Below are 13,425 nucleotides of genomic sequence, written 5' to 3'. Positions count from 1 at the left end.
CGCGGACGGGGAGGCTTAGGCCTCGGCGGTAACCTCTTCAGCCACTTCCTCGCCCTCGGTGGAGAACTCTTCCTCGGCGCCGGTCTGGAGACGGGCGTTGCGAGCCTGGGCACCCTCGAGGACTGCATCAGCCATCTTGCTGGTCAAAAGGCGGATGGCGCGGATGGCGTCGTCGTTGCCCGGGATGACGTAGTTGATGTCGTCCGGATCGCAGTTGGTGTCGACGATGGCGACGACCGGGATGCCGAGTTTCTTGGCTTCGCTGACGGCGATCTCTTCGTTTTTCGGGTCAACCACGAACAGCACGCCCGGAACCTTGCCCATGCCCTTGATGCCGCCCAGGGTCTTCTCGAGCTTCTCGCGCTCCTTGGCGAGCTTGAGCTGCTCTTTCTTGGTGTAAGCCTCGATGGTGCCGTCAGCGATCATGGCGTCGAGACGCTTGAGACGGTCGATGCTCTGCTTCACGGTGGAGAAGTTGGTGAGCATGCCGCCCAGCCAACGGTCGTTGACGAAGAACTGCCCGCAACGCAGCGCCTCTTCGGCCACGGAATCCTGTGCCTGCTTCTTGGTGCCGACGAAGAGGATGGTCTCGCCTGCCTGGGCCGCGTCGGTGACGAAGCTGTAGGCGTTCTTGAAGAGCCTTACGGTCTTCTGCAGGTCGATGATGTAGATCCCGTTACGTGCGCCGAAGATGTACGGCTTCATTTTCGGGTTCCATCTCTTGGTCTGGTGCCCGAAGTGGACGCCGGCTTCCAGCAGTTCTTTCATGGTGATGTTCGACATTTTTTCTTTCTCCTTTTGGTTTTCCCTCCGCCACCCATTAATACCGGAACCCGCTGGGCGGGCACCACCGGCACGGCTGCAATGGCGTGCGAATTTTAAACAGCAAACTTATATAGCACAGGGTAGAAACGAAGGCAAGGCGAAAACCGCCTCACGAAAAGCAGCAAAGACGCCAGGCCGACACCTTTGACAGGGATAAAAACGGGTCAAATGGATAACCCAAAAACAGTACCCTCACAGGAAAGGCCTCACCTTTTGCCTTTCATCCCTTTTATCCCTTTCATCCCCGTCAGGTTGTGCTCCTCTGCCAGTTCCCAGAACGCCTTCACGCTCGGTCGCTGCAGGTTCCTCTTGCTGGTGCAGAGCCCTACCTCGTAGGGCTTCAAGACCGGCGCGTTGTCCAGGACAACCACCTCGTCCCGAAACGGACTCCGCTCGAGGACCAGTTGCGGCACGATGCCGACCCCGCACCCCAGGCGAACCATGGCGATGATCGCCTCGTTGCCGGAAACCTCGGAGGTGATGTTGGGAGTGATGCGGTGCTCCTTGAGCCACTGGTCCAGGCGCCGGCGCGAAAGCCCGGTCTGCGGCAGCACAAGCGGCGCCCGGGAGAGATCGAGACGGTCCCCCTCGACCGGCACCTCGGCGGCACCGGACCGCCGCGGCGCGATGAAGATCAGCGGGATGGTGACGATGGGGAGAAACTGGATGTTCGCGCGCGCCCCGTCCGGAAAGGCCGCGACAGCCAGATCTATCTCGCCGCTTTGCACCTGGGACACCGCCTGCTCCGCGGCACCCGTGCGCAGCTCCAGCTGCACCTCGGGGTACTTCTCCCGGTACGATTCCAACAGCTCGGGAAGAAGGCCGTACACCGCGGTGATCGATGCGTAGATGGAGAGGGAACCGGCCACGGCCTGCTCGTTTTTCACCGACGAGCGCAGGCTTTGCCATTCGCTGAGGCAAAGCCGCGCGTAGGACTTCAGGCGTTCGCCCGCAGGCGATAGCGTGACCGTGCGGTTGTCGCGCAGAAACAGGGGCTGCTCCAGCTCCTCCTCCATGCGCTGGATGGTGCGGGTGAGCGCCGAGGGACTCAGGTTGCAGGCCTGGCTGGCCCGGCCGAAGTGCCTGAGCTCCGCAACCGCAAGGAATATCTCCAGCTCTCTAAGATCCATGTGAACCCTCTGCCTCTATATAAATGCACGCGTGCCGCCCCCTCCCCCTCCGGGAGTGGGTCGGGATGAGGTCATACCCGCGACCTCGCCTTCACCGCCCGCGCCACTTATTGCGCGACACGCAACACAATATGCACAACAAATCAATTTACGCAACGTGAAATTTGGTATACATTCGCCACACTTTCACACCACCGACCGCGAGTAACCACACCACACTATATATTCAGGAGGGAAAGATGGGACAGAACTACTTCAACACCCTGCCGCTGCGGCGCCAGCTGCAGGAACTGGGCACCTGCCGCTTCATGGACGCTTCCGAGTTCGCCAACGGCTGCGAGTACGTGAAAGGCAAGAAGATCGTCATCGTCGGCTGCGGCGCACAGGGGCTCAACCAGGGGCTCAACATGCGCGACAGCGGGCTTGACGTCTCCTACACCCTCAGGAAAGAGGCCATCGAGCAGAAGCGCCAGTCCTACCTAAACGCCGTGGACAACGGCTTCAAGGTCGGCTCCTACGAAGAACTCCTTCCCACCGCCGACATCGTCATGAACCTCGCCCCGGACAAGCAGCACAGCAACGTCGTCGCGACCGTCATCCCGTTCATGAAGCAGGGCGCCGTGTTCAGCTACGCCCACGGCTTCAACATCGTCGAGGAAGGGACCCAGATCCGCAAGGACCTGACCGTGGTCATGATCGCCCCGAAGTGCCCGGGCTCCGAGGTGCGCGCCGAGTACAAGCGCGGCTTCGGCGTTCCGACCCTCATCGCGGTGCACCGCGAGAACGATCCCAACGGCGACGGCCTCGAGATCGCCAAGGCGATCGCCTCCGCGCAGGGTGGCGACCGCGCCGGCGTGCTCGAGTCCTCCTTCGTCGCCGAGGTGAAAAGCGACCTCATGGGCGAACAGACCATCCTCTGCGGCATGCTGCAGGCGGGCGCGCTCCTTTGCTTTGACAAGATGACCGCAAACGGCATCGCCGCCCCCTACGCGGTCAAGCTGATCCAGTACGGCTGGGAGACCATCACCGAGGCCCTCAAGCACGGCGGCATCACCAACATGATGGATCGCCTCTCCAACCCGGCCAAACTGGTCGCGTTCAAGCTTGCGGCCGAGCTAAAGGACATCATGCGCCCGCTGTTCGAAAAGCACATGGACGACATCATGAGCGGCGAGTTCTCCCGCACCATGATGGAGGACTGGGCCAACGACGACGTAAAGCTCCTTACCTGGCGCGAGCAGACCGGCCAGACCGCCTTCGAGAAGACCGAGGCGGCCGGCGAGATCTCCGAGCAGGAGTACTTCGACAAGGCCATCCTCATGGTGGCCATGGTGAAGGCCGGTGTCGAGCTCGCCTTCGAGACCATGGTCAACACCGGCATCGAGCCGGAGAGCGCCTACTACGAGTCCCTGCACGAGACCCCGCTCATCGCCAACACCATCGCCAGGAAGAAGCTGTACGAGATGAACCGCGTCATCTCCGACACCGCCGAGTACGGCTGCTACCTCTTCTCCCACGCCTGCGTGCCGCTGCTTAAGGATTTCATGGCCGAGGTCGGCACCGACGTGATCGGCAAGGGGCTCGACGTGAAGGACAACAGCGTCGACAACCAGCTGCTGGTCGCGGTCAACGCCGAGATCCGCAACCACCTGGTCGAGGAAGTGGGCGCCGAACTGCGCGCCGCAATGAAGGGTATGCAGAAGATCGTGTAAGTCTTCAAGGCAGGGATAGTCAGGACAAAAAAGGCGCTCGTTTGAGCGCCTTTTTTGTTTCGTCGATCCCCTTCCCTTTGCGGGAGGGGGAGCTTCTCATTCGCCGACGTTCGGGGCCTGCGCCTCCGAGGTGCCCGTCGCCGGCGCATGGGTCGCTTCCAGGATGCTGCTCAGAAGGTAGACCATGGGCTTGATCACGTTCTCGTCGCTCCAATAGGCGGAGTGGTTCGCCGGATTCCATGAGGTCAGGATGTTGCCGACGCTCACCTCGATGTCCTCGGAGACCGATGCCGAGTAACTGAGACTGAGCGGCTTCAGCGGCCACCCCAGCACGTCATCGGAATCGTAGAGGTTCAGCCACTTCGCCTTTTTCCTGAGCGGCTCGGCGAGGTGCCGGGGGGGAAACTCGATGCAGGCGAGGTTCTCCTTGTCCACGCAGAAAAGCGGGATGTTGCTCCCCAGCGTGACCAGGCCGGTGAGCGTTTCCATCCGCTCGAACGGGGTGCTTCCGTAGCGCTCCAGGTCGTACCCCTTCTGACGGTCCCAGATGTAGTTCGACATGAACACCGACCCCATGGAATGCGCCACGATGACGAGCGGCTTGTCCTGGTCGCCCAGTTTGGCACGCAGCTGCTGGAGCCCCTGGTGCACCACGCCATGGATCCTGTGATAGAGACTGTCGGTGCGGCTGCCCAAGGCGTGGTAGGAGCTCATGGTGCCGAAGGCGTTCAGGAAGAACTTGCGCAGTTTTGCCCAGTTCAGGTCGTTGTTCGCCGCCAGGTCGACCCAGATCTGGTGCTCCCTGGCTGACAGCAGCGGAGCCCAGTAGACCCCCTGCCAGGCGATCTCCTCCCGGTTCAGACCGCGCCCGGAGATCCTCTCGCGCAGTTCATAGACCATGTCGTGAGCGAAATCGTCGGCCAAAGTCCCCATACCATGCACAAGCAGCACACCCACTTTCTTGTTCATGTATGCCCCCTTTCGCGCCCCCCCATTGGAACAGGCGCACCGCGCGTCCCCGCACCGGCGTTGTCTACGCCCCCGCTGGGGCATCCACCGCAAATCGCGCTTTAATGTAGCAACACAAAATATAACTGGTTAATTCGAGGGTGCAACCCTTGCCCGGTCATGAGGGGGGGAGAAAGACCAAACGCAAGGAAGCGAAGGGGAGCCTTGCGCGCAGGGGACCGGCACCGTTTCTAGAAAAACCTTGTCAATAGTGCGGGAAAAAAGTAGTCTGCCGTGAACAAAAAGCACCCCCTGAAGGAGTCAATAAATGAAACGCCTCGTAAAGATTCTCTCTCTGTTGATCGTCCTCGCCGTACTGACCGCGCAGCAGGTGGGTGCAGCGGACACCAAGCCCAAGGAAATACCTCTTTCAGGAAAGGTACTGGAAACCATGGACGGCGGCGGCTATACCTACGTGAACCTGCAGAACGGGTCGGAAAAGGTGTGGGTCGCCATCCCGCTTACCAAGGTGAAGGTCGGGCAGCAGTTGTCGCTCATGCCCGGCTTCGAGATGAAGAACTTCACCAGCAAGGGGCTGAACCGCAAGTTCGACAGGGTTATCTTCTCCGGCGGCCTCGCCGACGCGGAAAAGATCGAGATGAGCCCGTCGGCCATCAAGGCCGTGCACCAGGGGGTTCCCGGAGCCCAGCAGGACGCTGCCAAGGCGGCACCGGCACCCGCCCGCGCGGTTGCTCCCGCACCCCTGGCCAAGAACCAGAAGGTGACCAAAGCCAAGGGTCCCAACGCCTACACCATCGCCGAGATCTACGCCAAGAGCAAGAAACTGGAGAAAAAGCCGGTGGTGGTCCGCGGACGCGTGGCGCGGGTAGCGCAGAAGATCATGAAGAAGAACTGGATCCACCTCGTGGACGGCACCGGATCGAAGGCCCAGAAGACCGACGACCTGGTGATCACTTCGAAGAACCTTCCCAAGGAAGGGGATGTGGTAACCGTTTCCGGCATACTTTATAACAACCTCGACTTCGGCTCCGGCTACCGCTACAACGTCCTCATCCAGGACGCCACCTTGAAGAAGTAAAGGTCACCGCCCCGACCTTCAGACGTCTCTTGGCACCCCCTCCCCTTGCGGGCCTGCGCGCCGAAGCGCCACGGTCCGCCAAGGCGGGAGGGGGGCAGGGCGGCGAAGCCCCGGTCCTGCCGGCGTCGAACGTCGCAGTCCCCTTACTACTACCGCCGCCGGCCTACCCTCTCCTGCTTCTCACTTCCTCGTTGTACTTCCGCATGTTGGCGCTCAACTCGCCGGTGAGCGCGAAATAGTCGTCTATCGCCCGCCCCAGCAGGAACTCCGCCTCGTGCCTCGCGTCCATGTGCACGTACAGCTCCGTCTCGTGCGCCGCCGAAACGTCCCGGCGCGCCCCCCCCTTGGCCGGTCGCAGCAGTTCCAGGACCGACCGAAACGGGCTCTCCTTATCGCCTCGGTCACGCAACCCAAGCAATTGCCCCAGTATCTCCTCGGCGGCCCCGGCCAGGGTGATGATGCTGAAGAGCTCCTTCTGGGCGAAGAACAGCAACAGCGCCGTCTCCAGTTGCTTCGTGGCGATATCCTGCTTGTGGTGTTTCTCTATGTTCACGGCTCCCCCTGTGGCGGTTACTTGGCCCAAACGGAAAAGGGCCGCGCTCCCTGGGGAGGCGGCCCTTCATTATTACCAGAAACTACGAGCTTTGCAGCAAGGCTTAGGCCTTGGTGATCACGACTTTCAGGGTGGCGACCACTTCCGGGTGAAGCTTCACGGCTGCGGTGAACTCGCCCAGGTGCTTGATCGGCTCGGCAAGCACGATGCGCTTGCGGTCGACTTCCACGCCGGCGGCTTTGAGCTGCTCGGCCAGTTCCATGTTGGTGACGGCGCCGAAGAGCTTGTCGTCAGCACCGGCCTGGTGAGCGATGGAAAGGGTGATCCCTTCGATCTTGGCCGCGATCAGCTTGGCAGCTTCGAGGACCTTGTTCTTCTTGTACTCGAGGTGGCGCTTGGCGTGCTCGAGGGCCTTGGCGTTCTTCTCGGTGGCCTCGATGGCGAAGCCCTTGGGCAGCAGGTAGTTCCTTGCGTAGCCCGGTGCTACCTTGACGATGTCGCCGATGTGGCCGAGATGTTCTACGTTTTCTTTGAGAATGACCTTCATGTGTTGCCTCCTAGCCTGGTTGATTACAGGTTTTCCTGTTTATTGGGGGACCTGAAGTCCGCCCAGAGATCGAATACGCCCAGCGCCGCCACCGCCAGCACCATCATGGGCTGAAAGATGAGGAGCAGGCTCGCCAAAAGTCTTATAAAGACCGGAACCTGGAGCTTACGGAAGAAAAAGCTGATGATCGCGAACCCTTGCACAGAGTACACGGCGCCCAGAACGATCAGCACGTTCAGGGAGGCGAGGTGCACGATGGGTTCCGGCACGAGGGTGCCGAAACCGGACACGATCAAAAGCCAGACCAGCGGCTCCGGGTTCTTGTACTTCCTGAAGTCACCGACGAACAGCGGCATGCGCAGGCGCGCCGCTATCCCGGCCAGCAGCATCAGGTTCATGCAGGCGATCATCCCGTAGGCCACGGTGACCAGCGCGGGGTAGATGGTGACAACCAGCTGTCCTGCCTGGGACATCGAATCCTGCAGCGCCTTGAGCTCGTCCCCCTTGACACCCGCCTTCTGGTAGATCTGCGAGGTCTGGTTGATGCTCGTCTGCACCCCTTTGCTGATCTTGGCATGCAGGTCGGCCCCCGTCGCCATGCCGTACACCACCGCCGCGACCAACAGGACCGCGATGGTCACCGCCACCGAGTAGATGACGGAGCGTGCTCCCCCCTTGTTCCTGAGCAGGAACTCGGGAAGCGCCAGGGACAGCACGCCGGCCTGCAACAGATAGACGGCCGTCGCGGCCGGATCACCGACGCCGAGAAGAATGGCGCAGCTGGCAAGGACAATCGCAAACCCGGTCACCCTCCCCCGCTTGACCGCGTAGAACGCGGCAGGAGCCGAGGCAAAGAGCCCGGGAATGGTGCCGACCACGGGGAGATAGACGAAAGCAAGGAAGAGCGTCACCGTAGCGACGCTCCCCTTGATCACATCGAAAATCTTCCCCTGCAACGGATTCACCGTCAGCGGCACCTAGGCGGTTGCGTGGCTGCCGGCAATCGGAAGCAGCGCGATGTTCCTGGCGCGCTTGATCGCCTCGGTGATTTCCCTCTGGTGCTTGGAGCAGTTGCCGGAAATGCGGCGCGGGATGATCTTGCCGCGCTCCGAAACGAAATAACGGAGGGTGCGGGGATCTTTGTAGTCAATGGTAACCTGCTTGTCCGCGCAGAAACGGCAGACCTTACGACGCTGGAACGGACGCTTCTTCCTCGGCCCGCTGCTGGTTCTCTGGGGTGCTCTTTCGTCAGCCATCTTTTATTCCTCCACCGTAGTAGTCGTTTCGGCCGGAGCCTCGGTAGCAGCAGCAGCCACTTCCTCGGTCCCTTCCTCGGCACTCTTGGCCGGAGCGGCTGCCGGGACAACCACTTCCTGCTCGAGCTTAACGCTCTGGTACCTGATCACCTTGTCGTCAAGGCGCAGACGGCGCTCCAGCTCAGCGATCAGCGGGGCATCGGCGTCGAAACGGAGGTAAAAGTAACGGCCACGCGGGTTCTTGTTGATCGGGTAAGCCAGCTTCCTGGTGCCCCAGTCTTCAAGCCTCTTGAAATCGCCGTTCATGCTGGCGATCACGTCCTGCACCTTGGTGGAAAGAGCTTTGATCTCTTCGTCACCGAGGTCCGGCTGGACGATGTAAATCGTCTCGTACATCCTGCTCATTGTTAAGCCTCCTCACGGTTAATTTAGCCCCGGTCCAACCCGGAGCAAGGAGATACGGCCCTAAGGCCGTTCTGGTGAACGGTACTTCTTACTACACTTATGAAAATTTGACAAGGGAAAAAGAATCAGATTAAGACAAAGATTAAGATAAAGTTCCAGCCCCTGTCCGCAATCCCGCCATGGCGGCCGGGTCTTCTTAATCTTAATCTCAATCTTTATCTGCTTTTATACATTGAACCTGAAATGCATGACGTCGCCGTCCTGCACCACGTACTCCTTCCCCTCCAGGCGCATCAGCCCCTTTTCCTTGGCGCCACTCTCGCCGCCGGAGGCGATGTAGTCGTTGTAGGAAATCACCTCGGCACGGATGAACCCCTTCTCGAAGTCGGAGTGGATAACGCCCGCGGCGCCGGGGGCCTTGGTCCCCTTGGTGATGGTCCAGGCGCGCACTTCCTTGACCCCGGCGGTGAAGTAGGTGATGAGCCCGAGCAGCTCGTAGCCGGAACGGATCAGGCGGTCGAGCCCGGATTCGGCGAGCCCCATCTCCTCGAGGAAGGCCTGCTTCTCCTCCCCCGCCAGCTCGGAGATCTCGGCTTCGATGGAGCCGCAGATGGTGACCACGCCGTTTCCTTCCTTGGCGGCGAACTGGCGCACCTCGTCGACGTAGGGGTGTTTCCCCTCGAGGTCGTCTTCGGCCACGTTGGCGACGTAGAGCACCGGCTTCGCGGTCATCAGGTGCATGTCGCGCAGGATCATCCGCTCGTCCTCGTTCTCGGGGAGATCCCGCGGCGAGAGCCCCTTCTCCAGGGTCGCCTTCACCTTCTGGCAGAACTCGACGTCTTCCTTGGCCTTCTTGTCGCCGCTTCTCGCTTGCTTCTCGGTTCGCTGCATGCGCTTTTCCACCGTATCGAGGTCGGCAAGCGCCAGCTCGGTCTGGATCACCTCGATGTCGCGCACCGGCGAGACGCTGCCGCTTACGTGCACCACGTTCTCGTTCTCGAAGCAGCGCACCACGTGCAGGATCGCGTCCACGGAGCGGATGTGCCCCAGGAACTTGTTCCCCAGTCCCTCACCCTGGCTCGCCCCTTTTACAAGACCGGCGATGTCGAGGAACTCGACGGTGGTGGGGAGGATCCGCTCCGGGAGCACGATCTCGGCCAGCTTGTCCATGCGGGGATCGGGCACCGAGACGATGCCGACGTTGGGGTCGATGGTGCAGAAGGGATAGTTGGCGGACTCGGCACCGGCCGAGGTGAGCGCGTTGAAGATGGTGGATTTCCCCACGTTGGGGAGACCGACTATGCCGCAGTTGAAACCCATGTGTGTTTCCTTTTAGCTTAAATCAACCCGCTTCAACGGGGCTGAAGCCCCTCGAGGGGGTATCTCTGTCCCCCCTCTCCCAAAGGGCGAGGGGGTCTTGGTCTCGATGTTATTCTCTATCCGGGTCTCGGCTACTTCGCGTTGAAGATGCTCATCGCCTTGGGCATCCCCTCCTTGATTGCCATTTCCATGGCGTCAAGGGAGGTGTCCAGCACTTCCAGCAGCTCGTTCATCTCCTCTTTGGCGAAGTTGGTCAGGACGAAGTTCACCACATCGCCGTGCAGCGGCCGGCCGATGCCGACTCGCACCCGGGCGAAGGCGTTGGAGCCCAGCTCCTGCCCCAGCGAGCGCAGGCCGTTGTGCCCGCCGTGCCCGCCCCCTTCCTTGAGCCGCACCTTGCCGAACGGGATATCGAGGTCGTCGTGGATCACGATGAGATCTGACAGGGAGAGCTTGTAGAAGCGGAGCGCCTCGGCCACCGATCGGCCGGACAGATTCATGAAGGTCTGCGGCTTGAGGAGATAGACCCGCTCGCCCGCCCAGCTGCCGTCACCGGCAAGGCCGGAAAACGCCTTCCTGGTGACGGCGATGTTGGACAGGCTCGCCAGACGGTCTAAAACCATGAAACCCGCGTTGTGGCGGGTCCATGTGTACTTGGGCCCGGGGTTGCCGAGCCCTACGATCAATTTTGCTGCCATAAGGATCCTGGACTAGGCAGCGGCCTCTTCCTCGGCAGTAGCCTTGCGGCCGAGGATGCTGACCACCGGAGCCTTCGGATCGCTCAGGATGGCGGCGCCCACCGGCGCGCTGATGTCGCCCACGTGGATGGAGTGGCCGATGGCGAGCTCGGTGACGTCGACGTTGATGTGCCCCGGGATGTGAACCGGGAGGCACTCGACTTCAACGGTGTGCATCGCAAAGTCGAGGAAGCCGCCTGCCTTGACGCCGGTCGGGGTGCCGACCAGGTTCAGCTTGACCTGTACCTTCACCTTGTCGGCGAGGTTGATCTTGTGCAGGTCGACGTGACGTGCGTGGTTCTTGAGGGAGTCGCGCAGCAGGTCAGCCACGATGACGTTGGCGCCTTCCAGTGCGGCTACGCCCTGCAGGGTCAGGATGTGGTTGCGGCCACCTTCGCCGGCGATGGCTTCGGTCAGTTCCTTCAGCCCGAGCGAGATGCAGACCGGCTCGATACCCTTGCCGTACACGACGGCCGGAACGCGGCCGGCGGCGCGCAGACGACGGCAGATCCCCTTGCCGGTTTTTTCCCTCAGTTCAACATTAAGCACCTGCTTACTCATACATCCTCCGATGTCAATCTTGGTATTTGATCTTCCAATGACAGTTTATATTTTAGTACTACACGAAAAGGGAGCTGACGGATTCGTCCTCGTGGATGCGGCGGATCGCCTCGGCCAGAAGGTCTGCCACGGAAAGCACCCTGAGCTTGTCGGTCTGTTCCGCCTTCTCGCCCAGCGGAACGGTGTCCGTGATGACGACCTTCTCGATGACGGAATTGTTGATCCTATCGATGGCCGGCCCGGAGAGGACCCCGTGGGTGGCGCAGGCGTAGACGCTGGCGGCGCCGTGCTCCTTCAGCGCCAGGGCTGCCTGGGTCAGGGTGCCGGCGGTATCGATCATGTCGTCGAGGATGATGGCGGACTTCCCCTTCACGTCACCGATCAGGTGCATGATCTCCGCGACGTTGGGACCGGTGCGGCGCTTGTCGATCACGGCCAGGGTGCAGCCGAGCCTCTTGGCGAAGGCCCTGGCGCGCTCGGTACCCCCCGCGTCGGGGGAAACCATGACCAGGTTGTCCAGGTCGTCGGCGAAACGGCTCTTCAGGTGGGCCAAAAGCACCGGTGCGGCGTAGAGGTTGTCCACCGGGATGTTGAAGAAGCCCTGGATCTGGCCGGCGTGCAGGTCGATGGTGACCACCCTGTGCGCGCCCGCGGTGGTGATCAGGTCCGCCACCAGCTTGGACGTGATCGGGGTCCTCGGTGCAGCCTTGCGGTCCTGGCGCGCGTAGCCGTAGTAGGGGATCACGGCGGTGATGGTCGCCGCGGACGCCCTCTTCAGGGCATCGATCATGATGAGCAGTTCCATCAAATTGTTGTTGGTCGGGCAGCAGGTGGACTGAACCACGTAGACGTCACGACCGCGCACGTTCTCGCCGATCTCGACCATGATCTCGCCGTCGGAGAAGGTCCTGACCTTCGCCTTGCCCAGAGGGACCCTGAGGCAGTCACAGATCTTCTCTGCCAGAACCGGATTGGAGTTACCGCTGAACACCCTGATCTTGTTTTCCATCAATGCACCGGCCCTCTCTACTTTTTTCTTTTTAAATTGGCTGCGCGTGCACCACTCGCGACGGCGGGGCAGCCTGCATCCAAAACCCAGGAAACGCTACTTAATACAATAGTTGCCGGGTGAAGTCAATGGAAAACCTACCGTGACGGGGCTCCCTCCCCCTTCGCGCAGGCGAGTTCTGGCCGGCGCCAGGAAGGACCATTCGCGCGCCGCGGTCAAAAAGTTCCGGCACAACGGAATGTTGACAAAAAAGACTTCAGCTAGTAAGGGATCTTGACGATAAGATGCCTGGCGAACATCACCGATGTGTGCGAGGAGGGTACCAAGATGGAACAGCGGCGATTTCACCGGGTCACATACAGTGCGCCTGGAGAATTGGTTCATCATGACATCAAATATCGTTGCCGCCTGGAAAACGTCTCCCTGCGCGGAGCCCTTATCAGTGCCGACGAGTGCCTCATGGTGCCTCTCAACGAATCCTGCAGGCTCACGGTCCCCCTCGAACCGGGCACAGAACCTTTGACCCTCACGGTCAGCGTGGTGCACTGCTTCTTCTCGATGATCGGCGTGAAGTTCACCGGGTTTACCGGCGATTCGGAACTGAGACTGCTCGAATTACTGAAGCAGAAGACATCGGAGCCTGACAAGCTGATGCAGGAGTGGGAGAGTCTCAAGAAGGGAAAATCAGTTGCGGAGGAAGACAGGGCCGGCATGCCGGAACCGGTGGCGGCCACCTACTGATCACCGCGGCGCTAGCCCCGGCTCAATGCTTTGCGGGGCCTTCCTCCGAGCCTTGGGGAACGCGCCGCTCGTAGGGGAGGCAACTGTTTATATTGAGCACCTCCTCGGCCAGGGCGAGGCTCTTGTACCTCAGGGAGACCTGCTCCAGTTTGTCCTTTAAACGCAACAGGACATCGATACTCTCGGTCTTCGCGTATTCGTTGTACAACTGCATCACTTCCTTGAACACAAGCTCCAGCGACTCATCCAACGAGGGAGCGGGGCCCGGCACCGGCGCTTCTACGCCAGCGTCCCCTTTGGTCCAGTGCTGACGGACCTCCTCTTTGAACCGTCCCAAGATAAGCCGGTCGATCTTGTACTTGGCATTACCTATTTCAAGGATGCTTCTAACCATGCCCTCTCCCGATACAACTCGAAATCATTAAAAAGAAGACGGCGCAACGATCGCCTCCATGAAGTAAGATTTCGGCAACTGCTCGGGAAACTTTAGTGTTTTTGACTGCAGTATCTGCTTTCGATTAGAAGAAAAAGCCCCGACAAAGCAAAAGCTCCCTTGACACGGTTCCAGCCTTGCGCTATCGT

The 13,425-nt window shown here is 60.7% G+C and carries 16 protein-coding genes; 3 read left to right on the top strand and 13 right to left on the bottom strand.

Annotation, left to right across the window (positions count from 1 at the left end):
• Positions 1-15: 15 nt before the first annotated feature.
• Complete coding sequence (gene rpsB, locus KP003_RS06385; protein WP_216498688.1) at positions 16-783, bottom strand: 30S ribosomal protein S2; 768 nt, start codon at positions 781-783, stop codon at positions 16-18.
• A gap of 248 nt (positions 784-1,031) precedes the next feature.
• A complete protein-coding gene (gene ilvY, locus KP003_RS06380; protein ID WP_216498687.1) occupies positions 1,032-1,955 on the bottom strand; it encodes an HTH-type transcriptional activator IlvY in 924 nt (307 codons plus the stop codon).
• Positions 1,956-2,194: 239 nt separating this feature from the next.
• On the opposite strand from ilvY, the gene ilvC reads away from it, so the two are divergent.
• Entirely contained in the window at positions 2,195-3,667 is a 1,473-nt protein-coding gene (ilvC, locus tag KP003_RS06375; protein ID WP_216498686.1) for a ketol-acid reductoisomerase, read from the top strand.
• 96 nt (positions 3,668-3,763) lie between these two features.
• Here the strand turns inward: ilvC and KP003_RS06370 are convergent, their stop codons facing one another.
• Positions 3,764-4,636: a hypothetical protein gene (locus KP003_RS06370; RefSeq protein WP_216498685.1), complete on the bottom strand. Its 873-nt coding sequence runs from the start codon at positions 4,634-4,636 to the stop codon at positions 3,764-3,766.
• A 307-nt stretch (positions 4,637-4,943) separates the two neighbouring features.
• Between KP003_RS06370 and KP003_RS06365 the strand changes: the two genes are divergently transcribed.
• Entirely contained in the window at positions 4,944-5,714 is a 771-nt protein-coding gene (locus tag KP003_RS06365; protein WP_216498684.1) for a DNA-binding protein, read from the top strand.
• 163 nt (positions 5,715-5,877) lie between these two features.
• Here KP003_RS06365 and KP003_RS06360 read toward each other — a convergent pair whose 3' ends face one another.
• The 9 genes from KP003_RS06360 to KP003_RS06320 form a co-directional block, all read right to left on the bottom strand.
• Positions 5,878-6,267 carry a hypothetical protein gene (locus tag KP003_RS06360; RefSeq protein WP_216498683.1) on the bottom strand — a complete coding sequence of 130 codons (390 nt, stop codon included), beginning with the start codon at positions 6,265-6,267 and terminating at the stop codon, positions 5,878-5,880.
• 103 nt (positions 6,268-6,370) lie between these two features.
• Entirely contained in the window at positions 6,371-6,814 is a 444-nt protein-coding gene (rplI, locus tag KP003_RS06355) for a 50S ribosomal protein L9 (RefSeq protein ID WP_216498682.1), read from the bottom strand.
• Between the two features lie 23 nt (positions 6,815-6,837).
• The gene (locus KP003_RS06350) at positions 6,838-7,779 is read right to left on the bottom strand and encodes a YybS family protein (protein ID WP_239027622.1); all 942 of its coding nucleotides are present in this window, start codon (positions 7,777-7,779) and stop codon (positions 6,838-6,840) included.
• A gap of 12 nt (positions 7,780-7,791) precedes the next feature.
• Positions 7,792-8,070 (bottom strand): 30S ribosomal protein S18, encoded by a 279-nt coding sequence (rpsR, locus tag KP003_RS06345; protein WP_183350613.1) that lies wholly within the window; start codon positions 8,068-8,070, stop codon positions 7,792-7,794.
• A gap of 3 nt (positions 8,071-8,073) precedes the next feature.
• Positions 8,074-8,475, bottom strand: a complete 402-nt coding sequence (gene rpsF, locus KP003_RS06340; RefSeq protein WP_216498680.1) for a 30S ribosomal protein S6 — start codon at positions 8,473-8,475, stop codon at positions 8,074-8,076.
• A 225-nt stretch (positions 8,476-8,700) separates the two neighbouring features.
• Positions 8,701-9,795 carry a redox-regulated ATPase YchF gene (gene ychF / locus KP003_RS06335; protein ID WP_216498679.1) on the bottom strand — a complete coding sequence of 365 codons (1,095 nt, stop codon included), beginning with the start codon at positions 9,793-9,795 and terminating at the stop codon, positions 8,701-8,703.
• A gap of 131 nt (positions 9,796-9,926) precedes the next feature.
• A complete protein-coding gene (pth, locus tag KP003_RS06330; protein WP_216498678.1) occupies positions 9,927-10,493 on the bottom strand; it encodes an aminoacyl-tRNA hydrolase in 567 nt (188 codons plus the stop codon).
• Between the two features lie 12 nt (positions 10,494-10,505).
• A complete protein-coding gene (locus KP003_RS06325; protein ID WP_216498677.1) occupies positions 10,506-11,093 on the bottom strand; it encodes a 50S ribosomal protein L25 in 588 nt (195 codons plus the stop codon).
• 58 nt (positions 11,094-11,151) lie between these two features.
• Positions 11,152-12,102, bottom strand: a complete 951-nt coding sequence (locus KP003_RS06320; RefSeq protein WP_216498676.1) for a ribose-phosphate pyrophosphokinase — start codon at positions 12,100-12,102, stop codon at positions 11,152-11,154.
• Positions 12,103-12,429: 327 nt separating this feature from the next.
• Here KP003_RS06320 and KP003_RS06315 point away from each other — a divergent pair, with 327 nt between their 5' ends.
• Positions 12,430-12,843 carry a PilZ domain-containing protein gene (locus KP003_RS06315; RefSeq protein WP_216498675.1) on the top strand — a complete coding sequence of 138 codons (414 nt, stop codon included), beginning with the start codon at positions 12,430-12,432 and terminating at the stop codon, positions 12,841-12,843.
• 22 nt (positions 12,844-12,865) lie between these two features.
• On the opposite strand, the gene KP003_RS06310 is transcribed toward KP003_RS06315, so the two are convergent.
• Positions 12,866-13,237: a hypothetical protein gene (locus KP003_RS06310; RefSeq protein ID WP_216498674.1), complete on the bottom strand. Its 372-nt coding sequence runs from the start codon at positions 13,235-13,237 to the stop codon at positions 12,866-12,868.
• Between the last annotated feature and the right edge of the window lie 188 nt (positions 13,238-13,425).

The organism is Geomonas diazotrophica (assembly GCF_019063885.1).
GTDB classification, from domain to species: Bacteria; Desulfobacterota; Desulfuromonadia; order Geobacterales; family Geobacteraceae; genus Geomonas; species Geomonas diazotrophica.
This window is presented reverse-complemented; position numbering and strand designations above follow the sequence as displayed.

Coding starts and splice junctions, on each gene's coding strand:
- ilvY (WP_216498687.1), bottom strand. CDS start 1,955: ATGGATCTTAGAGAGCTGGAGATATTCCTTGCGGTTGCGGAGCTCAGG.
- rpsR (WP_183350613.1), bottom strand. CDS start 8,070: ATGGCTGACGAAAGAGCACCCCAGAGAACCAGCAGCGGGCCGAGGAAG.
- rpsB (WP_216498688.1), bottom strand. CDS start 783: ATGTCGAACATCACCATGAAAGAACTGCTGGAAGCCGGCGTCCACTTC.
- rplI (WP_216498682.1), bottom strand. CDS start 6,814: ATGAAGGTCATTCTCAAAGAAAACGTAGAACATCTCGGCCACATCGGC.
- KP003_RS06365 (WP_216498684.1), top strand. CDS start 4,944: ATGAAACGCCTCGTAAAGATTCTCTCTCTGTTGATCGTCCTCGCCGTA.
- KP003_RS06325 (WP_216498677.1), bottom strand. CDS start 11,093: ATGAGTAAGCAGGTGCTTAATGTTGAACTGAGGGAAAAAACCGGCAAG.
- KP003_RS06370 (WP_216498685.1), bottom strand. CDS start 4,636: ATGAACAAGAAAGTGGGTGTGCTGCTTGTGCATGGTATGGGGACTTTG.
- rpsF (WP_216498680.1), bottom strand. CDS start 8,475: ATGAGCAGGATGTACGAGACGATTTACATCGTCCAGCCGGACCTCGGT.
- KP003_RS06320 (WP_216498676.1), bottom strand. CDS start 12,102: ATGGAAAACAAGATCAGGGTGTTCAGCGGTAACTCCAATCCGGTTCTG.
- ychF (WP_216498679.1), bottom strand. CDS start 9,795: ATGGGTTTCAACTGCGGCATAGTCGGTCTCCCCAACGTGGGGAAATCC.
- KP003_RS06310 (WP_216498674.1), bottom strand. CDS start 13,237: ATGGTTAGAAGCATCCTTGAAATAGGTAATGCCAAGTACAAGATCGAC.
- KP003_RS06315 (WP_216498675.1), top strand. CDS start 12,430: ATGGAACAGCGGCGATTTCACCGGGTCACATACAGTGCGCCTGGAGAA.
- pth (WP_216498678.1), bottom strand. CDS start 10,493: ATGGCAGCAAAATTGATCGTAGGGCTCGGCAACCCCGGGCCCAAGTAC.
- ilvC (WP_216498686.1), top strand. CDS start 2,195: ATGGGACAGAACTACTTCAACACCCTGCCGCTGCGGCGCCAGCTGCAG.